This is a genomic window from Microbacterium sp. LMI1-1-1.1 (assembly GCF_040815675.1).
Taxonomy (GTDB): domain Bacteria; phylum Actinomycetota; class Actinomycetes; order Actinomycetales; family Microbacteriaceae; genus Microbacterium.
Window position 1 is genome coordinate 1 of sequence record NZ_JBFPNN010000012.1, and the last position, 20,639, is coordinate 20,639.

The following is a 20,639-nucleotide window of genomic DNA, read 5'->3' on the forward strand; positions in this document are numbered from 1 at the left end:
AAGCTAAGCCTCTCAGCGCCGATGGTACTGCAGGGGGGACCCTGTGGGAGAGTAGGACACCGCCGGACTTCTTCAACGAAATGGCCACCCAACGCTGGGTGGCCATTTCGCATTTACAGGCACATTTCGACGCCGCCGCCATCGCGTGAGTAGGGTCGAAGGGTGAGCGCGTTCGCAGGGCATGAGCCGGGCAGTCGCGACTACCGCCGGCTCCTCGTGGGGCTGTTCTTCGCCGGCATCGCCACCTTCGCGCAGCTCTACGCGCCGCAGGCGGTGCTGCCGCTGATCGCTGCCGACCTCGGCGTTCCGCCGGCGACCTCCGCGTTGACGGTGTCAGCGTCCACGCTCGGTCTCGCGGCGGCTGTCATCCCGTGGTCCGGTGTCGCGGACCGCGTCGGACGCGTTCCCGCTATGGGGGTGGGCGTCGTCGCCGCGACGCTTTTGGGCGGCTGGGCGGCCGTCGCGACGGACGTGACTATGCTGCTCGCGCTCCGTTTCGCGGAGGGCATCGCGCTCGGCGCTGTTCCCGCGGTCGCGCTGGCCTATCTCAGCGAGGAGGTGCACGCCCGTCACGTCGCGGCCGCCGCCGGCTCCTATATCGCCGGCACCACGGTCGGCGGCCTCAGCGGGCGCATCATCGCGGGTCCCGTCGGCGAGCTCGTCGGATGGCGGTGGGGAGTGGCATCCGCCGTTCTCCTCTGCGCGGGTGCCGCCGCCCTCTTCCTCGTCCTTGTTCCCCGGGCGCGTGGATTCGTCGCCGGCCGGTCACGCGAGCGGGGCGACCGAGGCCCCTCGCTGGTCGCGCGTCTGTGGATGAACCTCCGGACACCGGCACAGCTGGTCCTCTATGCGCAGGGCTTCCTTCTGATGGGGGCGTTCGTCGCGGTCTACAACTACCTGGGCTTCCACCTGGCCGCGCCTCCCTTCTCCCTCTCGCCGGTGGTGGTCACTCTCCTGTTCCTCGCCTACCTGGCCGGGACGGTGTCGTCCCCACGGGCGGGCGCCCTCGCCGTGCGGCACGGTCGGTTCATCGTCCTGGTCGCCAGCATCGGGGTGGCGGCGGCGGGCGTCCTCCTCATGGCGGTCCCGGTCCTCCCGGTGGTCGTCGTCGGACTGGTGGTGTTCACCGCCGGGTTCTTCGGGGCCCATGCGGTCGCGTCCGGATGGACACCGGTGGCATCCCGTCCCGAAGCCCGCGCACAGGCATCGTCCCTCTATTACCTGGGGTACTACGGCGGCTCGAGCGTCTTCGGCTGGCTGCTGGGCGTGATCTTCGGGGAAGCCGGATGGAACGTGTTCCTCGCCGTCGTGCTGGGAATGTGCCTCGTTTCGCTCGCGCTGGCGGTGGCGGTGCTGCGCCCGGCGCGGCCGTCAGTCTGACGTCTCAGCCTCCCCGTCAGCCCCATTCCCCCCACGTGTACCGCGACACGCCGGCCCGGAACGGCCCAATCGGCTCAAAATCCGCGTCTTTCCGCGGTTCGGTTGATACTGTCGAGGCGGTCTCCCGACCACCGAGGAGGAATCCTCCTCGTCCGATGTAAAGAGAGGCGACCGTCGCGTCGTCTGGAGGACAACCCCATGGCCGACAAGTCCATCACCAAGACCGAGCTCGTCGCGAGCATCGCCAGCGCGACCGGGCAGAGCCAGTCCGCCGTCTCGAGCGTGCTCGACTCCCTCTTCTCCACCGTCTCGGACGCGGTTGCCAAGGGCAGCAAGGTCTCGATCCCCGGCTGGATCGCCTTCGAGCAGGTCGCCACCTCGGCGCGCACCGGCCGCAACCCGCAGACGGGCGAGGAGATCTCGATCCCCGCGGGCAAGCGCGTCAAGGTCACCGCCGGCTCCAAGCTGAAGGCCGCCGTCAAGTAAGACGAGCTGCGTCGATGAAGGGGGGATGCCCAGCGGCATCCCCCCTTCTGCGTTCCCGCGAGACGTAGGCTTGCAGGGTGAACGCCCGAGCTCTCCGTGTGGCGGGACCCGTCCTTCTCGTCGTGGTCTCGCTCGTCGCCGTCATCGCCGGCCTGGCGTACGGCGGCGGAGCAGCTCCTCTGCTCATCGGTGATCCCGGGCCCGTCGTCCGCTGGGGCCTGCCCGTCGCCACGGTGGTCGTGAACATCAGCGCAGCCACGATGGTCGGCTCGCTCGTCCTGGCCCTCTTCTCCCTCAAGGCGGGTGAGCGGCCTTTCGAGGTGGCCCTGGACACGGCGTCGATCGGAGCGGCCGTCTTCACGCTCGCGGCCGCCGTCACCGGGTTCTTCACCTTCCTCAACGTCATCCCGGCCACGCCGACCGCCGACGCCGTCTTCGGTCAGCAGCTGGGTCGCTTCCTGGTCGAACAGGAGACCGGGCGCACCTGGCTCATCACGGCGATCGCCGGTGCCGTGCTCACCGTCCTCACCTTCGCGGTCCGCTCCTGGATTCCGACGCTCTTCGTCGCGATCGCCGCGCTGGCGGCGCTTGTTCCGATGGGCACTCAGGGCCACGCCGGCACCGAGGCCAGCCACACCGCTGCCGTCACGTCGCTCGTGCTCCACATCCTCGCCGCGGCGGTCTGGCTGGGCGGGCTCATCCTGCTCGTCGCGGTCCGCCCGGTGATGTCCCGGTCGCAACTCCAGACGGTGCTGCTGCGGTACTCCTCGATCGCCCTCGTCGCGTTCATCGTGGTGTCGATCTCCGGGACTGTCCGCGCCTCGATCGGACTGGTCGGCTGGGAGAACCTCTGGACGCCGTACGGCGTCCTCGTCCTCGTGAAGGTCGTGGCGCTCCTCGCCATGGGCGTGCTCGGCGCCTGGTACCGCCGCCGGCTGATCGCTCGAATGGGGGAGGAGCCGGGGTCGCGCCGCTTCTGGGGCGTCATCCTCCTCGAGCTGGCGTTCATGGGCGTCGCGAGCGGTGTCGCCGCGGCTCTCGCGCGGACGCCCCCGCCCGCGAACGAGCTGCCTCCCGTCGACACCACGGCCGCGGAGGTGCTGACCGGGGCGCCGCTGCCGCCGGAGTTCACCATCGACCGCTGGTTCACCGCGTGGGAGATCGACCTGCTCTGGGCGCTCGTCGTCGCGTTCGCCGTCTTCTTCTACCTGGCCGGCGCCTGGCGGCTGCACCGTCGCGGCGACAGCTGGCCCGTCTACCGCACGGTGATGTGGTGCCTCGGCATGTTCGGCGTCTTCTGGGTGACGTCCGGACCGATCAACGTCTACCAGGACTACCTGTTCAGCATGCACATGATCGGGCACATGCTGCTGTCGATGGCGATCCCGCTCCTCCTCGTCGCGGGGGCGCCGGTGACGCTGGCCGCCCGCGCGATCCGCAAGCGCGAGGACGGCACCCGCGGCGGGCGCGAATGGATCCTGTGGGCCGTGCACAATCCGGCGGCGAAGATCCTCACCAACCCCTACGTGACCGCCGGGCTGTTCATCGGCTCGCTGTGGGCGTTCTACTACACGGACCTCTTCCGGTGGTCGTTGTACGACCACCTCGGACACGTGTGGATGGTGGCGCACTTCCTCATCACCGGGTACCTCTTCGTGCTCAGCCTCATCGGCATCGACCCGGTCCCGTACCGGCTGCCCTACCCGATGCGCCTGCTCGTGCTCATCGCGATCATGGCCATGCACGCGTTCTTCGGCATCGCGATCATGATGAACTCCGGCCTGATGGTCGCCGAGTGGTTCGGCGCGATGGGCCGCCAGTGGGGTCCGACGCCGCTGCAGGACCAGTACATCGGCGGAGGCGTGGCCTGGTCGGTCGGCGAGATCCCCACGCTCATCCTGGCCATCACCGTCGCGATCCAGTGGTCGCGCAGCGACGAGCGTCAGCAGAAGCGCCGCGACCGCCACGTGGATCGCGTCGGGGACGTGGAGCTCGACGCGTACAACGAAGAGCTGGCGAAGCTCGCCGCCCGCGATGCGCGCCGCGCCGAGCGCGAGGCCGCCCGCAACCGCGTCTGATCCCCGGCGACGGGCGAACCGTTCGCGATCGCATGCCGCGTCGCGCGAGTTCCGCGGAAGGCGGGGCGAACAGGGACCGAGACCCGGGGTCAGTCGCTCTCCATGCCTCCGCCGACGAGGATCGAGGCCGTCCCGTCGGGTAGCACGGTGATGGCGCCGTCGACGAGGAACGGGACGTCCTCCGAGACGTTGCGGAGGGAGCCGTCGTAGATGGAGCGGATCTCGACCTCGATGTGCGCGACGGCCTCGGCCGAGGGGATGCGCCACCCGGCCCCGTCGGGGACGACCGTGACGGTCGGCTGGCGCGAGATCGACCAGGTCGGCGTGCCGTCGATGCGGTTGCGCACCGTGAGACCGAACGGGCACCCCGTCGGCTGCAGCACCTGTTGTGCCGCGCACTCGGACAGGAAGTCGTTGACCCGCTGCTGGACGACGTCGACGAACTCGTCCGTCGGCTCCGCCTGCACATCGACCGGGATGCCGGTGAGCGGCGAGTCGGCCAGCACGGCGACCCCCGGTGTCGCCGAGATGGCGGTGTCCACGCCGACGGAGTAGAGCCCGGGCGAGAAGACGAGGAGGGGGACGGATGCCGACGGGTCGGCATCCACTCCGTCGATCGAGACCTGACGCTTGTCGATCTCGAAGCCGTTGACGTCGAAGCTCATCGAGCCGCGCACGGTGAGCTCGATGACGCCGAGGGGACTCTCGGCGAAGGTCCACCGCGGGACGACGCCGATCCACCCGTCCTGCCGCACGGTGAACGTCGACCGTCCGGCGTAGCCGCCCGCGGTGTAGGCGACCGTGACCCGCGTGACATCGCCGTCGGCGGTCTCGTCGACCACGGTGGCATCCGAGATCTCCGACATCGCGGCCGGGCGCAGGAGCGCCTCCGACGCCGACGCGGGCAGACCCGCGGCCTCGAGCTCGACCGAGTCCACCGCCACGCCCGGCACCAGGAGCGCCTCCGCCGCGTCGCCCTCCGCGAGGAGGTCGAGATAGTGGGTGACGAAGGCGCGGGGACCGTAGACGTCGCGATACAGCGCGCCGACGCCGGCGCCGAGCGCTGTGAGGAGGAGGACGCCGACGAGGCCGAGCGCGATCAGCTCGGCGACGAGCCGCTGTCCGCGACCCCGACGCGCGACGACCCCCTCGGGCGTCGTCGGCCCCCCGCCAGCGTTGTCCACCCGTCCAGTCTAGGAATCCCACCTCCACGAACGCCGCGTGTGACAGGGAGTCGTCACGCGGCTGTGACCTCCTCGGCCGCGAAGAACTGCACGACGGCGACGGCGGCGAGCTGTCCGGAGGCGATCGCCGCCGCGAGGGAGGCCATCGGGCCGGGGAGGTGCGCGGGGTGCGCCATGTCGCCCGCGGCGTACACGTCCGGCGCGCTGGTCCGTCCGAAGGCATCCGTCCGCACGCCACCGGACTCGCTGATCTCCAGCCCCAGCTGTTCGGCGAAGGGGGCGCGCTGACGGGACACCGGCGCGGCGAAGGCCCCGGCCACCTCGTGGACCGTGCCGTCGGTGCGGAGGAGCGCCAGCCCGTCATCCGTCCGGCGCACCTCGCTCACCTCCGCGGGGTCGATGACGAGGACCTGGGATGCCACCGGCCCGAGCATGCGGGCGAGCATCTGCGCGTGCGGGTCGGCGTTCAGCACCGCCACGGGGCGACCGGCGAACTCGTGTCCATGGCAGAACGGGCAGTTGGCGACGCGGTCGCCCCACTGCTCAGCGAGACCCGGGATCGGCGGGAGCTCGTCGTGGAGACCCGTGGCCAGGACGAGGGTGCGGGCACGCAGCTCGGCGCCGTCCACCTCGACCACCAGGGCGTCGCCGTCGCGACGGACCTGTGAGACGGCGGCATCCCGGATCTCCACCGTCGCGTAGGCCGCGAGCTCCGCGCGGGCCAGGGCGCGCAGCTCGGCGGGGTCGCGGCCGTCGTTGGTCAGCAGATTGTGGGCGTGGGAGACGGTGCCGTTCCGGAAGACGCCCGAGTCCACGAGGAGCGTGCGCCGGTGCATGCGACCGAGGGTGAGGGCGGCCTGGAGGCCCGCCGGTCCGCCGCCGAGGACGATGGTGTCGTACATGGGGATTCCTTCCGGATGGGGTCGGACACCATCGTGCGACTTCATGTCGACGTGAGGTCAAGGCCCCTTCTCGCTTGCGCCGCCTGTACAGAAGAGTCCCCTCCGCGCCGGAGTGGCGAGAAGGGGACTCCCTGCTGATGCGCGGGCGTGCGCCGCCCGCGGGATGTTGCCGGCCTTACGGCACCTGCACCAGCAGGTTCGGCGAGAGCGCGCCGGTGATCCTGCCCTCGACGGCGTCGCCGAGGACTGTCGACGTCACGTCTGCGGGAGAGGCCCCGGGAGCCTGCTCGAGCACGAGGGCGGCGACGCCGGCGACGTGAGGTGCGGCCATCGACGTGCCCGAGATCGTGTTGGTCGTGCCGTCGAGCCACGTCGAGGTGATGTCGACGCCGGGCGCGAACAGGTCGACGCAGCTGCCGAAGTTCGAGAACGACGCGCGCTCGTCGGTGCGTGAGCTCGCGGCTACCGTCAGCGCGGACGCCGCCGACGACGGGGAGGACGTGCAGGCCGGCAGCGAGCTGTTGCCCGCGGCGACGGCGACCGTGATGCCGCGGTCGGTCATGCGGTCGACGGCGGCGTTGGTCGCCGAGCTGAACAGGCCACCAAGGCTCATGTTGGCCACGGCCGGGCGCTGGGTCTGCGAGGCGACCCAGTCCATGCCAGCGATGACACCCGCCGTCGAACCCGAGCCGTCGCATCCGAGGACGCGGACCGCAACGAGGTCGACGTCGGTGGCGACGCCCCACGTCTCGCTGCCGACCGTGCCGGCGACGTGCGTGCCGTGACCGTTGCAGTCGTCCGTGCCGCGTCCGTCGTCGATCGAGGTGAAGCCCGGGGTCACCCGGCCGGAGAACTCCGGATCCGCCGGCACGATGCCGGTGTCGATGATGTACGCCGTCACGCCGGCACCGGTGCCGTTCGGGGTGTACGAGCCGTCGAGCGGCAGGTCGGGCTGATCGATGCGGTCGAGACCCCACGTCGCCTGCGTGGTGGTCATGACGGAGTCGCGCTCGACGGTCTCGACGAGCGGGCTCATCGCGAGCAGCGCGGCCTGGGAGCCGGTCAGCGTCGCAGTGAAGCCGCCCAGGGCGTCGAACGTGCGGGTGAGCGAGCCGGCGGGGAGCACGCCGCCGAGCCGCTGGACGATGTCGTCGACGACGGCGCCGTCGCGGAGCATGACGATGTACTCGTCGTCCGTCTCCGGCGCGGCGACGGCCGCTGGGGCCGCGCTGAGGGCGGTCAGGGCGCCGGCGATCGCGATCGCGGCGCCGGCGACGGTCAGCCGTGACCGTCGGGGGGTGCGCGTGGACATGGGGATCCTCTCTTGCCCGGGGGGTGCGGGCGTGGACGGGGGACCGGCGCTGACTCCGGGGGAAGTCACGAGACGAACGTACGGCCGTCGGCGCGCGGGAGGGCGCCCGAGCAGGAGCTTCCGGGCGGGAATTAACGTTGCCGAAACAGGACAGGGTTGCGCTTCGCGTCCTGACCCCGGACTCGTCTACGGTCGGTTCTCTCCGGCATGGTGCTCGTGCAGAGGGGGCAGTCCCGCGTAGCGCCGCCATCCATCGCATCGCGTCACGTCGGCGGCGCTGCAATTCACGACGTGCGACAGGAACTCCTCCGCGGCATCCAGCTGTCGCCGCTGCTCCTCGATCCAGGCGAGCTGCTGCTCGACGACCGCCTTCCGCTCGGGTCTGGTCCCTCGGATGACGGTCCGGATGTCGGAGAGGCTGATGCCCAGGCGCTGGCAGGCGCGGACGATACGGAGCTTGACGATGTCCTGCGGGCCGTACGCGCGGCGTCCGGAGGGGTCCCGCTCGGGGCGGATCACCCCGACGCTCTCCCAGTGCCGCAGGACGTGCGGGGCCGAGTCCACCTCATGAGCGGCGTCACCGATGCGCATTCCTGCATTCTGTCAGCGTCGTCCGACGCGCGGTCTTGCTCCGCCCCCCGCCACCGCGCTTTCTTCTCCCGCGACCGCGGGGGGCCGCCCCCTCGTGGATGATGACGCGGAGCGACCGTCGGGATTCCATCGCGCCGGGGCGGTCATCGACAGCTGAGTGCGCGGTAGTCGGCCGTCGTCGGCGTGGACGAGCCCTGGACGCCGACCGTCACGGACCCCGCGGCGACCGACGCGGTGCGGGCGGAGATGGCCTTCGACACGGACCGTCCGGCGGCGAGATCACTGAAGGCGCTCGAGCCGTACGGGCTCGTGATCGTCCCACTCACCGGAGCCGTGCCGGTGTTGCGGACCGTCACGACCAGGGTCACCCGGCCGGCCGTGCACCGCGGCACCACGGTCGCCTGCACCGTTGCCGGTGCGGGGGCCACGACGACGCGGGCGGTCACGGTGCGGTTGGCCGGAGCGACCTCCTGCTGGGACGTGAGCGACAGGTCGAGCATCCCGTTGGCGCGGACGTTCACGGCCTTGAACCAGCTGTTGCGGTCGGGGTCGAACAGACCGCCCGCGGCGGGACCGGTGTGCGGCTCCGGGTAGGGGCGCGCGTGATAGGCCAGCACGAGGTTGCCCGCTGGGTCCACGGCGAAGGAGTTGTGTCCCGGCCCGCCCTGCCCCTGACCGCCGATGCGGCCGGTGGAGGTGTCGTTCGTGGTGAGGACGGGCGACGGGACGCGGGTCCAGCTGGCGGGGTTCTTCAGGTCCGCGTCCTTCTTCGCTCGCAGCATCCCCAGGTCGTAGTACTTGTCGACCGTTCCCCCGGAGTAGGTGAGGTAGATGTTGTCACCCTGCTCGATCATGAACGGAGCCTCGACGACACCCTGGTCGGCGCCTTCGTCGCTGTCGGACGGGGTCGGCGCCTGCTTGCCGTACTCCCACGGCTGGCTGATCGCGTACACCTCGCTCAGCCCGCCCTCGAGGAGCGGAACCGTGCCCTTCGGGCCCATCTTCGCCGTGCCGATGAGCAGCCGTCCGCCGTTGGGCATGACCCAGTAGCCCTGCGTGACGCCGTTCTCCACGCGCTCGAGGTAGGAGACGTCGAAGGCGGCGCCCTCGAGGATGGTCGGCTCCCCCCAGTTCTCCTGGTTCACCAGTCCCCCGTCGCGCAGCGACTCCTCGCTGCCGATATAGGGGATGAGCACGGTGTTGTCGCACCAGCCGTTGGTGGGCGCATAGCCCCGGTTCATGCCGGCGACGATCCACCACTGACCGTTGATCTTGTGGAACTCCTGCGCCCAGATGTACCCGCCCCACCCGTAGAAGGTGTTGGGGTACTGGCTCTGCTTCCCGGGCGTGCCGCTGTCGGGGTCGATGACGATCTGCTCGGGCGCGTCCGCGAGACCGGCGATGGTGGTCGCGCGCTTGAGGCCGATCTTGCGGTAGGCGTTGGCGTCGATGAGCTGGTCGTCGGGCGCGTTCGAGGGGATCGAGTAGTGCGACCCCGTCAGGTACCAGTGCGCGTCGTCCTCGTTGAAGAAGAGATGCGGGTCGGCGCGGGCGTCGTTGACCATCTCCTCGGCGGTCTGCTGGACCGTGCCGGACACCTCGTACACACCGGGCGTCCGCGAGTCGACGGCGGCCAGGTCCTCGGCATCCCACTGCACCGGCAGGCTCTTGGTGGAGCCGTCGTTGTAGTCGAGGGTGACGGATGACGGGAGGGTGCCGGCATCCACCTTCCGGCCGTTCTCGACGGGGACGTCCGCGAGGGCGCGGACCCCGGTGTTCTGCAGGTCCACGTAGTTCTTGTAGAAGACGTCGAACTCCGTTCTGGACAGGCTGAAGGTGCTCGCCTCGTTCTGAGCGGTGAAGCCGGGAAGTCCCGTTCCGCTGACGCCGAGGGTGCGGATGTCGGCCCGGGTGGGGGAACCGGGGGTGCTCGAGCCGGTGAGGCCGTCGAGCTGGGCGACGCGGCCCTCTCCCGTCAGCTCGTCCGTCCAGAACGCCTTGTATCTCCTGCTCGCGGCGTCGTACTCGATGCGGGGATCGCGGACCACCGACCCGTCTGCGGCGATCCTGACCGTGCGCTGGTTGCGGAAGGTGGCACCGTCGGGTGCGTCCCACACGTACACGGAGTCGGTGGCGTTGTTCTGCGCGGCCACGGCGCCGAGCGAGCCGTCGGCGAAGCGCACCAGCGTCGGCGACCCGAGCTGGGCGTGGGGGTTCGCGGATTGCGAGCCGTCCCACGTCGCGTACAGGATCGCCTGCGCGCGGTTCAGCGGCTCCCACGCCGTGGCGCCGGCGGGCCGGGCCGAGACGTAGAGCGCGTCGGCCCGCCGGTCGTCGTCGTAGGCGAGGGGGTCGTCCTTGACGCCCCCGGTCGTCGTGACCTTCTTGACGTAGGTGGCGATGTCGCCGCCGGCGTCGAGGATCTGCGCCGACGCCGTGACCGGCTGTGCAACGCCCGCAATCCGGGCGGTCAGTTCGACCGCGACGGGACCCGAGGACGGTCGTGCGATGCGACCGTCCGCGGAGACGAGCGACGCGCCGGGGCCGGTCGCCGACCACGTGACGGCGTTGCCGAGCACGGACGAGGGCAGGTCGCCGGAGATGCGCGCGGGCACGGCGAGGGCGGATGCCGCGTCGCTCGGCACACCGGGCAGTCCGAGCTCGGCGGGGGTCAGGGCGCGGTTGTAGATGCGCAGGTTGTCGAGCAGGCCGGAGAAGTACTCCCCGCCGCCCCAGTTGGCCTTGCCGATCTGCAGCACACCGCCCGACGAGCCGAGGATCTGCGACAGGACGGGCCCCGACGTGTTGGTCGACACCAGCTTCTTGTCGACGAACAGGCGTGCGGTCGCGCCGGAGATGACGAGGTCGACGTGCTTCCACTCGGTGGCGGACGCGGTCGAGACGAGGTTGCCCGCCGTGTTCCGGGAGCCCGCGTTGTCGTAGCGCTCGACGGTGACGCCGGTTGTCCGGTCGAGGTAGCCGAGATAGTGCTCCTGCGCGAACTCCTGCCGCGCCGCGCTGCGGGCGGCGAAGACCGTCCACCCGGTGTTGCCGGCGGCGTCGGGCTTGCTGTCGTAGGAGATGGTGACGTCGTTCACGCCGGCGAGCAGGGGCGAGCCGCCGTTCTTCGTGACGTTCAGCCAGAACCCGCTGCTCAGCTGCGCCGCGTTGCCCGAGACGCCGGGGACGAGTCGCGCGGTGCCCTGCGTGGTGGCCGTGGCGCCCGCGCCGGTGAAGCTGGTCGTGCCGCTGTCGAAGGTGAAGTCGGCGATGAGGGCGTCCTCGGGCCCGGCGGCGGTCGCGACGCCCGGACTGAGGAGGCTCGCGCACAGGGCCGCCGCCGCGGTGACGCCCCAGGTGGTGCGGCTCAGGCGGGTGCGGCGCGAAGCCGGGGGCGAGACGGGTGCGGCAGGCGTCGTCGAACGGCTCGCGGAAGCTCGGCGCATATTCTCTCTCCATCGAGGCGCCGCTCGTCGTCGTGCGGCGTGTTACCGCTCACAGTAACCCGTGGACGGGCGCCCGTCCAGACCGGCGACCTTCCCCACCTCCCCGCGGAGCAGGCTGCGCGAACTACCATGAATCGGTGAGCACGCCCACCCTCTCCGCCGAGCAGCAGGCGCTGTTCCGGCTGATCGAGGACACGCGCGAGCACGTGTTCGTCACGGGGCGGGCCGGCACCGGCAAGTCGACGCTGCTGCAGCATCTGGCCTGGAACACGAAGAAGCAGATCGCGGTGTGCGCCCCGACCGGCGTCGCCGCCCTGAACGTCGAGGGGCAGACGATCCACTCGCTGTTCCGGCTGCCCATCGGGCTCATCGCGAACGGCGACATCGAGCAGAACGACGCCACCCGCAAGATCCTCAACGCGATCGACACCCTCGTGATCGACGAGATCTCCATGGTCAACGCCGACCTGATGGATGCCATCGACCGCTCCCTCCGTCAGGCCCGTGGCCGGCGCGCGGAGCCGTTCGGGGGAACGCAGATCGTCATGTTCGGCGATCCGTACCAGCTGGCGCCCGTCCCGCCGCGCGGCGACGAGATGCGGTACATCCGCGACCACTACCGCTCGTTCTGGTTCTTCGACGCCAAGGTCTGGTCCGGCGACGCGGGAGGCGATGGACTGATCGACATCGGGCGCCACGGCGCGGACCTGCACGTCAACGAGCTCGTCGAGATCCACCGGCAGTCCGACCCCGCGTTCAAGGCGCTCCTGAACGCCGTGCGATACGGGCGCGTGACGGCGGACATGGCCGGCGTGCTGAACGCGGCCGGGGCGCGCACGCCGCCCGACCCCGCGGACGGCGAGCATCCGGTGATCACGCTCGCCACCCGGAACGACCGCGTCAACGAGATCAACCGGCGCCACTTGAACGAGCTCGTCGGGCGCACGCAGACCGCCAACGCGGAGATCTCCGGCGACTTCGGCCGGGGCGAGGCGAACTATCCCGCCGAGCTGGAGCTCACCCTGAAGGTGGGCGCGCAGGTGATGTTCCTGCGGAACGACAGCGCCCAGTTCGGCGAGGTCGCGCGGTGGGTCAACGGCACGATCGGCACCGTCACCCGGATCGCCGGCGGCGCCGTGCGCGTCGAGGTCGACGGCGTCGAGCACGACGTCGAGCCCGCCGTCTGGGAGAGGTACCGCTACGCCTACGACCCGGGCACGAAGAACCTCTCGCGCGAGATCGTCGCCGAGTTCACGCAGTTCCCTCTCCGGCTGGCATGGGCTGTGACCATCCACAAGTCGCAGGGCAAGACCTACGACCGAGCCGTCGTCGACCTCGGCGCGGGGGCGTTCGCCCCCGGTCAGACCTACGTGGCGCTCAGTCGTCTGACGTCACTGGAGGGCCTGTATCTGTCGCGCCCGCTGCGGCCGAGCGACATCCGCGTCGACGAGGACGTGCGCCGCTTCATGAAGCAGGCGTGGACCGCGCGCCAGGCCGCGGCTCAGGCGACCTGAGACGCCTTCGCGCGCGCGAGGTCCTCGAACAGCTCGGTGTTGAACCGGTAGGCCACGAGCACCTCGTCGATGACCCGCTCCTTCTCGGCATCGTCCCACGGCGCCGCGTCGAGCTGCTCCCGGTAGACGCACTTGAAGGCCTTGGGGTCGGCGATGTCATGGAACAGGTAGAAGCCGATGCCGTTCGTGTCGAACCCGAACCGCCGCTGCATGAGGCGTCCGATGAAGATGCCGCCGGACAGGTCGCCGAGGTAGCGCGTGTAGTGGTGCGCGACGAAGCCCCCCGGCCAGGTGGCGGCGACGCGGCGGATCCGCGAGACGTAGGCCTGCGTCGTCGGCAGCGGCGCGACCCGGTCGCGCCAGTCGGGTCCGATGAGGAACGCGAGGTCGGCCTCGAGGGCCGGCAGGCGGGTGAGCTTGTCGCTGATGAAGACGGATGCCACCGGGTCTGCCCGCATGCGCTCGGTCGCGGCCTCCAGCGCCTCGTAGATGAACCAGTGCTGCGTCACGAGCGCGACGTAGTCCTCGCGGGTGCCGGACCCGTTGATGAGATCGGCCATGAACCCCGCGTGCTCGCTCGAGGAGTGCGCGCTGCTCGAGCGCTCGCGGAGAGCGGAGGAGAACGGGACGACGGCGTTCATGCGGCCATCATACGCAAACGGTTAGGTGAACCTAACCCCCAATTCGCCCTCGATTCTCAGTGGGGTCGCTGCTCCACGCCGAGGCGGTCGCACGCCTGCTCGTACAGGGCCACGACCTCGCGGCGGACGGCCCGTCGATCCTCGATCGGTCCGCCCGGCCAGGCCACCCGCAGCGGGAAGGGCGCGCCGTCGTGGCCGGCGACGGACCAGTCGGCCCCGTCGCCGTCGAACCCGGTCATCGTGGCGCCGGAGGCGGTGGCATCCGGTCCGAAAGCCCGGGCGATGAGGATGTTGTCCTCGACGTGGTCGGAGTTCATGTGCGCCAGGACGGCACGGACCGCCCCGTCGTCGAAGGTGTGCGGCATGCGGTCAGCCTAGATGTGATGCAGACGTGACCGGGCGGGGCCTTACACCCTACGGCCGGGGTGAGCGGCGTGTGTTTGAATCGATGGGCGCGCGTTTCGTCGAGCGCCGGATATCGGGGGTGCACATGCGCGGGTGGCGTCGTTCCGCAGCCATCGCTCTCGCCGGGGTCGCGGCCCTGACGACCGTGCTGAGCGGCTGCACCGGACCGACCTCGGTGCCGGTCGACGTGCCGGCGCAGGTCGACCGTGCTCTGCCGGACGACACGATCGCCCAGCTGCAGGACGCCGTGACCTCCGCCATGATCGCGACGGGGTCGACCGGGGCCATCGTCGGCGTGTGGGCGCCGTGGAGCGGCACCTGGGTCACCGGTCTCGGGACGCAGGGACCCGGCGGCGGCGAGGTCTCGACCGACATGAGCTTCCGCGTCTCCGACGTCACGCGCGCGATGACCTGCGACGTGCTGTACCAGGTCGCCGCCGACGGCACCGTCGGTCTCGACGACAGCGTCACGACGTGGGTCAGCGGACTGCCCGGGTACGACGCGATCACCCTCCGACAGCTCTGCGACGGCACCTCCGGCCTCGGGTCCTACGCCTCCGTGCTGCAGGCCTCCTGGCTGCGAAACCCCGACCGCGAGTGGAACCCGCGCGAGCTGATGGCCTTCGGCATCGCCAGCCCGCGCGTCAACGACCCGGGCGTCGCCTGGGCGGACTCGGACACCGGTTACATCCTGCTCGGCCTCGCGCTCGAGCGCGCGACGGGCGAGTCGATCAACGACCTCATCGCCGAGCGCGTCTCCGGCCGCCTCGGCCTCTCGGCCACCTCCCTGCCGAACGCCGTCGCGTCCGCACCGTCCGTCGGCGCCTCGCTGCAGGGCTACTGGTCCATGCCGAACGCCGAGGGCGTCTGGAACTGCACCGACCCCGGCGAGGTCACTGTGGCGTCCGCCAGCTTCGGCGGCGCGGACTCGGGCGCGGTCTCGACGATCACCGACCTGGGTCGCTACGCGCAGGCCCTCGCCACGGGCGCCCTCGTGGACGAGGACGCCGGACGGTTCGCGCGCCCCCTGCCCGTCGGACCCGAGGAGCCGACGTGGTTCACCACGTCCGGCGGGGCGTACCAGGCCGGCTCGCTCATCGGGCAGTTCGGCTCGACCCCGGGCTACATCACCGGTGCGTTCGCCGATCCCGCGACGGGGATGTCGGTCGCGGTCGTGCTCAACAACTCCGGCGCCACTCCCCGGGTCGGCGCCTGGCTCGCGTGGGAGCTCGCGGCGATCGCCTCCAAGGCGCCGGCCGCGGACGGGCAGACCGTGCCCGAGGCCGGCCTGCCTTGGACGGCCCAGCAGCAGCGCGACGCCATCAACGGCAACGCGATCTGCGCCCCGCCCGCGGGGTGAGCGCCGCTCGCGGCGGATCCGGCTCGGCCGCCCTGCTGGTCCTCGTCGGCCTCGCGTGCCAGGAGGTCGGCGCGTCCTTCGCCGTCCTCCTCTTCCCCGACACGGGACCGCTGGGCATCGTCATGCTCCGCCTGCTCTTCTCGGCCCTGCTCCTTCTGCTGATCGCCCGCCCCCGGCTGCGCGGCCACTCGGCGGCGTCGTGGCGATCCGTGGTGTGGTTCGGTGTCGTCCTGGCATCCATGAACGGGCTCTTCTACCTCGCTCTGGAGAGGCTTCCGCTCGGGGTCACCGTCACGATCGAGGTCCTCGGCCCGCTGACGCTCTCGATCATCACGGCCACCGGGGCGGCGCGCTGGCTGTGGGCCGGTCTCGCGCTCGCCGGAGTCGTCGCGCTCGGCGCGGGCGGATGGGACCGGCTGGATGCCGTCGGCGTCCTGTTCGCGCTCGGGGCGGCCGTCAGCTGGGCGCTGTACATCCTGGCCTCGGCACGGGTGGGGCGTCAGTTCCCCCGTCTGGACGGTCTGGCCCTCGCGATGGCGGTGGGCGCGGTCCTCGCGCTGCCGTTCGGTGTCGCGCAGGCGCAGGACGCCCTGCTGCGCGTCGACATCCTCGCGCTCGGGGCGGCGGTGGCGCTGCTGTCGTCCACCGTCCCGTACGCCCTCGAGCTCATCGCCCTGCGTCGGCTCCCCGCCGCGGCCTTCGCCATCCTCATGAGCCTCGGCCCCGCCACCGCCTCTTTGGCGGGCTTCCTCCTGCTGGGACAGCACCTCGCCTGGCTCGAGATCGGCGGCATCGCCCTCGTCATCGCCGCGAGCATCGGTGCGGTGGGCGCGGCCGCCCGACGGCCCGCGCGGACCACGGAGCCGGACGAGCCCCTGGCCGAGCCGCTCGGCTGAGGACACCGGATGCCACGGCGTCGCGGCCCGCGCAAGGGGACGGGGCGCGACGGGGGCCCCGGCGAGGATGTCGACATGAGCGATGACGACGACCAGACCCGCAAGGACTTCGACGAGGCCGTCAACATGACGGCGAGCGAGCTGAAGAAGTGGCTCGACACCGACGAGTCGAAGTCGGTCGGCCAGAAGAAGGACGGGGGCGAGTCGACCGGTCACGAGAGCGGGCGGCACATCGTCCGCATCCTCGAGAAGAAGAAGGCCGACCTGACCGACGACGACCTGAAGCACATGCGCAAGGTCGTCGGCTACGTCAAGCGCCACAGCGCGCAGAAGCCGAAGGGCGACATCCACGACACCGACTGGCGGTACTCGCTGATGAACTGGGGCAACGACACCGAGAAGTGACGGGTTCGCTGTGATGCGGGGGCGGTGGCATCCGGCGCTCCCGGGGCGCGGTAGAACGTAAGCATGGCCATCATCGACAGCGCCGTGTACGTCGGCGGTCACCGCATCGACAACCCGACGAGCCTGGACCAGACGTTCGAGTACATGCGCGAGCACGGGGGGACGGGCTGGATCGGCCTGCTCCGGCCGTCCGCGAACGAGCTCGAGCGCGTCGCGGCGGAGTTCTCGCTGCATCCGCTGGCGGTGGAGGACGCCCTGTCGGGGCATCAGCGCCCCAAGCTGGAGCGCTACGGCGACGACCTGTTCGTCGTGCTGCGTCCGGCGCGGTACGTCGAGGCGGAGGACTCCATCGAGTTCGGGGAGCTGCACGTCTTCGTCGGCACCGACTACGTGGTGACCGTCCGGCACGCCGAGGTGCCGGACCTCTCGCACGTGCGGAAGCGGCTGGAGGGACAGCCCGATCTCCTCGCGCAGGGCCCGCAGGCCGTGCTCTACGCCATCCTCGACGAGGTCGTCGACGGGTACGACCCGGTGGCCCGCGGTCTGCAGAACGACATCGACGAGATGGAAGACGCGTTGTTCGGGGCGGACGGCGTGGAGCTGTCGCAACGCATCTACCGGCTCTCGCGCGAGGTCATCCATCTGCAGCGGGCGGGCGATCCGCTGCGGGACATGCTCGAGTCGCTGCTGCGCGGCGCGGACAAGTACGACGTCGACATCGAGGTGAAGCGGTCGTTGCGGGACGTCCTCGACCATGTCATCCGGGTGTCCGAGAAGCTCGCCTCGATGCGCGCGATCCTCGACAACGCCCTGACCGTGAACGCGACGCTCGTCACCCAGCGCCAGACCGAGACCTCGCTGAAGCAGAACGACCAGGTCAAGAAGATCTCGGGATGGGCCGCCATCCTGTTCGGTCCGACGCTGATCGGCGGCATCTACGGCATGAACTTCGACGACATGCCCGAGCTGCACTGGGCATACGGCTACCCGTTCGCGCTGGCGCTCATGCTCGTGACGTCGGTGACGCTGTGGGCGGTGTTCAAGCTGAAGCGCTGGCTCTGAGACGCGGGCCGCGCCGCGCGCGGGTGAAGAATTGGCGCATCCGGGCCTCCTCCGCGAAAGATAGGGGGGTGAGCACGACCCCCGAGAACGCCCGTCCGGACGCCGGCATTCCGCACACCTCGCCCGCCCCTCCGCTCGAGGACGCCGGCTACCACAAGCGCCTGACCTCGCGGCAGGTGCAGATGATCGCCATCGGCGGGGCGATCGGCACCGGCCTGTTCCTCGGCGCCGGCGGGCGGCTCGCCGCGGCGGGCCCGGCGATCGTCGTCGCGTACGCGGTGTGCGGTCTCTTCGCGTTCTTCATCCTGCGCGCACTGGGCGAGCTGGTCCTGCACCGGCCGACCTCGGGGTCGTTCGTGTCCTACGCCCGCGAGTTCTTCGGCGAGAAGGCGGCCTTCGTCTCGGGCTGGTTCTACTGGATCAACTGGGCGACGACGACGATCGTCGACATCACGGCCGCCGCGCTGTACATGCGGTTCTTCGGTGCCTACGTGCCCTTCATCGCTGCGGTCCCGCAGTGGGTGTGGGCCCTGCTGGCGCTCGTGCTCGTGCTGGGCGTCAACCTCGTCTCGGTCAAGGTGTTCGGCGAGCTCGAGTTCTGGTTCGCGCTCATCAAGGTCGCGGCGCTGGTGGTCTTCCTCGCGGTCGGCATCTACTTCGTCGTGTTCGGGACGCCCTCCGGCTCCCCGACCGGCTTCTCGCTCATCGCCGACAACGGCGGGTTCTTCCCCGCCGGGCTGCTGCCGGCCATCCTCCTCATGCAGGGCGTCGTCTTCGCCTACGCCTCGATCGAGCTGATCGGCACGGCGGCCGGCGAGACGAAGAACCCCGAGAAGGTCCTCCCGCGCGCGATCAACTCGGTGGTCCTCCGCGTCGCGGTGTTCTACGTCGGGTCGGTGCTGCTCCTGTCGCTGCTGCTGCCGTACACCGCCTACTCGGCGGGGGAGAGTCCCTTCGTCACGTTCTTCGCGTCGATCGGCGTCGAGGGCGCCGACGTGGTCATGAACCTCGTCGTGCTGACGGCCGCGCTCTCCTCGCTCAACGCCGGCCTCTACTCGACGGGGCGGATCCTCCGGTCGATGTCCGTGTCCGGGTCGGCCCCGCGCTTCGCCGGCCGGATGAACAAGGCGGGCGTCCCCTACGGCGGCATCGCGATCACCGCCGCCGTCGCGCTCCTCGGTGTGCCGCTGAACTACCTCGTCCCCGAGGAGGCGTTCGAGATCGTCCTCAGCGTCGCATCGGTCGGCATCGTGGTCACGTGGGCCACCATCGTGCTGTGCCAGCTGCGCCTGAAGCAGCTCGCCGACCGCGGAGAGCTGGAGCGGCCGTCGTTCCGCATGATCGGCTCGCCGTACACCGGCTATCTGACGCTCGTCTTCCTCGCCGCGGTCCTGGTGCTCGTGTTCATCGACTCGCCGGCGACGCTCATCGTGACGGTCGTGGCCAGCGGTCTCATCGCCGCCGGCTGGTTCGCGTGCCGGTCGAGGATCGCGGCGCTCGCAGCCGAGCGCGACGGCTACACCGGGACGCTTCCGGTGGTGCCGAGCCCGTACCGCAGGGACTAGTCCTCACCCGCGCGGGTCGGGAGGGGAGGGATGCCACCGCGGTGGCATCCCGTGTCCTGTCCCGCCCCGCGGGCCGGTCAGCGCGCCGGCGCCGCCACCGGAGCACCCGCGTCGGCATAGACGCGACGCAGGAGCTCGGCGTGATGGGCAGGCGAGAAGACGGCGGCCGCGCGGTGGGCGCGACGGGAGGCGTCGACGATGTCGGACGGCTGCCGCACGAGCCGCACGAGCGCCTCCGCCATACCCGCAACGTCCGAGGGGACGAGGATGCCGCCCTCGGACAGCCCCTCGCGGAGGTCGGCGTCCACGTAGACGACCGACCGGGCCTCCGTGAAGGCCTCGACGACGACCACCGGCTGATTGTCGAATCCGAGCGAGGTCAGCGCCACGAGATGGGCGCGGCGGACACGCGCGCGCACTTCGTCGCGCGACAGCCGACCGGTGACGAGGATGTCGGGACGCGGCTCGGGACCGGCGGGGTCGGCGGCGTCCTCCACGGCACGCCGCAACGGGCCGTCGCCGATGATCTCGATCGAGAGGGCGCCGGGGCGGAGGAGCGCCTGGGCCGTCCGGGCCGCGCGCACGAACTCGAGCACGCGCTTCTCCGGCGCCAGCCGTCCGACCCAGACGAGCCGCACGGGTCCCTCGACGGACGTGAGGGGCTCCGCCTGCGTCGCCTCCGGCGCGGCGTTGGGGATCACCGCGACGCGGCGCACGCCGGCCGCCCGGAGACGGTCGGCCTGATGCGCGGAGGGGGAGACGACCACGTCCGCCCGTTCCGCGGTCGAGAGCGTCATGCCGCGGAGGGCGGAGTCGGTAGCCGACGGAGCGAGGGCGGTGCCCGACACCGGGTGCGAGCGGACGCACCGGGCGAAGGTGCGGGTGATGAGCGCGGCGATCGGCTCGAACACGGCCGGCATCCGCGCCTGCCAGAAGAACGTGTGAACTGTGTGCACCACGGGCAGGCCCAGCTCGCGGGCGACGTCGATCGCGGCCGCGGTGAGGCCGAACTCGGAATGCACGTGGACGACCTGGATGCCGCGGGCGGTGAACTCCTCGCGGAGACGGCGCCGCAGCTGCGGGCGGTTCCGCAGCAGCGGCAGGTCCAGCCCGGGGAGGACGCGCCGGACGTCGACGTCGAGCATCGCGGGGTTCTCGGTCGCCGGGTGGGCGGCGGCCGAACGACGGGACGCCTTCGTGCGGGGTGCGACGACGGTCACGCGGGCGCCGTCGGCGGCGAGGATGCGCGCCTCGTCGAGGAACGCGGACTGCGCACCGCCGAGGTAGTCGAGCGAGTAGTCGCACACCAGCGCCACCTTCAGGTCGGGGGTGGCGCGGGGTGTCCTGCTCGGCATGACGTCTCCTCGGTCGGGCGAAAGGTGCCGCCGCGTGGACAGCGACCCCTCCATTTC

Annotated in this window: 17 protein-coding genes and 1 rRNA gene; 10 read left to right on the forward strand and 8 right to left on the reverse strand. The window is 70.9% G+C overall.

The features are described 5' to 3' along the window. The 4 genes from rrf to MRBLMI1_RS15865 all read left to right on the forward strand — a co-directional run. Positions 1-68 (forward strand): 5S ribosomal RNA (gene rrf, locus MRBLMI1_RS16065); the annotation flags it as partial. 94 nt (positions 69-162) lie between these two features. After that, positions 163-1,380 (forward strand): MFS transporter, encoded by a 1,218-nt coding sequence (locus MRBLMI1_RS15855; protein WP_367734463.1) that lies wholly within the window; start codon positions 163-165, stop codon positions 1,378-1,380. Between the two features lie 198 nt (positions 1,381-1,578). Beyond that, the gene (locus MRBLMI1_RS15860) at positions 1,579-1,866 is read left to right on the forward strand and encodes an HU family DNA-binding protein (protein ID WP_367734465.1); all 288 of its coding nucleotides are present in this window, start codon (positions 1,579-1,581) and stop codon (positions 1,864-1,866) included. 77 nt (positions 1,867-1,943) lie between these two features. After that, the gene (locus MRBLMI1_RS15865; RefSeq protein WP_367734467.1) at positions 1,944-3,944 is read left to right on the forward strand and encodes a cytochrome c oxidase assembly protein; all 2,001 of its coding nucleotides are present in this window, start codon (positions 1,944-1,946) and stop codon (positions 3,942-3,944) included. An 89-nt stretch (positions 3,945-4,033) separates the two neighbouring features. Here MRBLMI1_RS15865 and MRBLMI1_RS15870 read toward each other — a convergent pair whose 3' ends face one another. The 5 genes from MRBLMI1_RS15870 to MRBLMI1_RS15890 form a co-directional block, all read right to left on the reverse strand. Further along, a complete protein-coding gene (locus MRBLMI1_RS15870) occupies positions 4,034-5,128 on the reverse strand; it encodes a hypothetical protein (protein ID WP_367734468.1) in 1,095 nt (364 codons plus the stop codon). Positions 5,129-5,181: 53 nt separating this feature from the next. Beyond that, the gene (locus MRBLMI1_RS15875) at positions 5,182-6,030 is read right to left on the reverse strand and encodes an NAD(P)/FAD-dependent oxidoreductase (protein ID WP_367734470.1); all 849 of its coding nucleotides are present in this window, start codon (positions 6,028-6,030) and stop codon (positions 5,182-5,184) included. Between the two features lie 175 nt (positions 6,031-6,205). Then, on the reverse strand, positions 6,206-7,342 hold the full coding sequence (locus MRBLMI1_RS15880) for a S8 family peptidase (protein WP_367734472.1): 1,137 nt from the start codon (positions 7,340-7,342) through the stop codon (positions 6,206-6,208). Between the two features lie 186 nt (positions 7,343-7,528). Continuing rightward, complete coding sequence (locus tag MRBLMI1_RS15885) at positions 7,529-7,933, reverse strand: MerR family transcriptional regulator (protein WP_367734474.1); 405 nt, start codon at positions 7,931-7,933, stop codon at positions 7,529-7,531. A 143-nt stretch (positions 7,934-8,076) separates the two neighbouring features. After that, complete coding sequence (locus MRBLMI1_RS15890) at positions 8,077-11,379, reverse strand: LamG-like jellyroll fold domain-containing protein (protein WP_367734476.1); 3,303 nt, start codon at positions 11,377-11,379, stop codon at positions 8,077-8,079. Between the two features lie 137 nt (positions 11,380-11,516). Here MRBLMI1_RS15890 and MRBLMI1_RS15895 point away from each other — a divergent pair, with 137 nt between their 5' ends. Further along, positions 11,517-12,893, forward strand: a complete 1,377-nt coding sequence (locus tag MRBLMI1_RS15895) for an ATP-dependent DNA helicase (protein ID WP_367734478.1) — start codon at positions 11,517-11,519, stop codon at positions 12,891-12,893. On the opposite strand, the gene MRBLMI1_RS15900 is transcribed toward MRBLMI1_RS15895, so the two are convergent. Continuing rightward, complete coding sequence (locus tag MRBLMI1_RS15900; RefSeq protein ID WP_367734479.1) at positions 12,881-13,534, reverse strand: heme oxygenase (biliverdin-producing); 654 nt, start codon at positions 13,532-13,534, stop codon at positions 12,881-12,883. The two genes, MRBLMI1_RS15895 and MRBLMI1_RS15900, sit on opposite strands and share 13 nt — an antisense overlap. Before the next feature lie 56 nt (positions 13,535-13,590). Continuing rightward, entirely contained in the window at positions 13,591-13,899 is a 309-nt protein-coding gene (locus tag MRBLMI1_RS15905; RefSeq protein WP_367734480.1) for a DUF2470 domain-containing protein, read from the reverse strand. 125 nt (positions 13,900-14,024) lie between these two features. Between MRBLMI1_RS15905 and MRBLMI1_RS15910 the strand changes: the two genes are divergently transcribed. From MRBLMI1_RS15910 to MRBLMI1_RS15930, 5 genes are all read left to right on the forward strand, one after another. Further along, the gene (locus MRBLMI1_RS15910; protein WP_367734482.1) at positions 14,025-15,299 is read left to right on the forward strand and encodes a serine hydrolase domain-containing protein; all 1,275 of its coding nucleotides are present in this window, start codon (positions 14,025-14,027) and stop codon (positions 15,297-15,299) included. Continuing rightward, on the forward strand, positions 15,296-16,195 hold the full coding sequence (locus MRBLMI1_RS15915) for an EamA family transporter (RefSeq protein ID WP_367734484.1): 900 nt from the start codon (positions 15,296-15,298) through the stop codon (positions 16,193-16,195). Before MRBLMI1_RS15910 ends, MRBLMI1_RS15915 begins: the two co-directional genes overlap by 4 nt. Positions 16,196-16,270: 75 nt before the next feature. Continuing rightward, on the forward strand, positions 16,271-16,600 hold the full coding sequence (locus MRBLMI1_RS15920) for a DUF3140 domain-containing protein (protein WP_367734486.1): 330 nt from the start codon (positions 16,271-16,273) through the stop codon (positions 16,598-16,600). Between the two features lie 63 nt (positions 16,601-16,663). Next, the gene (gene corA / locus MRBLMI1_RS15925) at positions 16,664-17,662 is read left to right on the forward strand and encodes a magnesium/cobalt transporter CorA (protein WP_367734488.1); all 999 of its coding nucleotides are present in this window, start codon (positions 16,664-16,666) and stop codon (positions 17,660-17,662) included. 107 nt (positions 17,663-17,769) lie between these two features. Further along, on the forward strand, positions 17,770-19,227 hold the full coding sequence (locus MRBLMI1_RS15930; protein WP_367734513.1) for an amino acid permease: 1,458 nt from the start codon (positions 17,770-17,772) through the stop codon (positions 19,225-19,227). A gap of 77 nt (positions 19,228-19,304) precedes the next feature. Here MRBLMI1_RS15930 and MRBLMI1_RS15935 read toward each other — a convergent pair whose 3' ends face one another. Further along, positions 19,305-20,582 (reverse strand): glycosyltransferase family 4 protein, encoded by a 1,278-nt coding sequence (locus tag MRBLMI1_RS15935; RefSeq protein WP_367734490.1) that lies wholly within the window; start codon positions 20,580-20,582, stop codon positions 19,305-19,307. Positions 20,583-20,639: the final 57 nt, after the last annotated feature.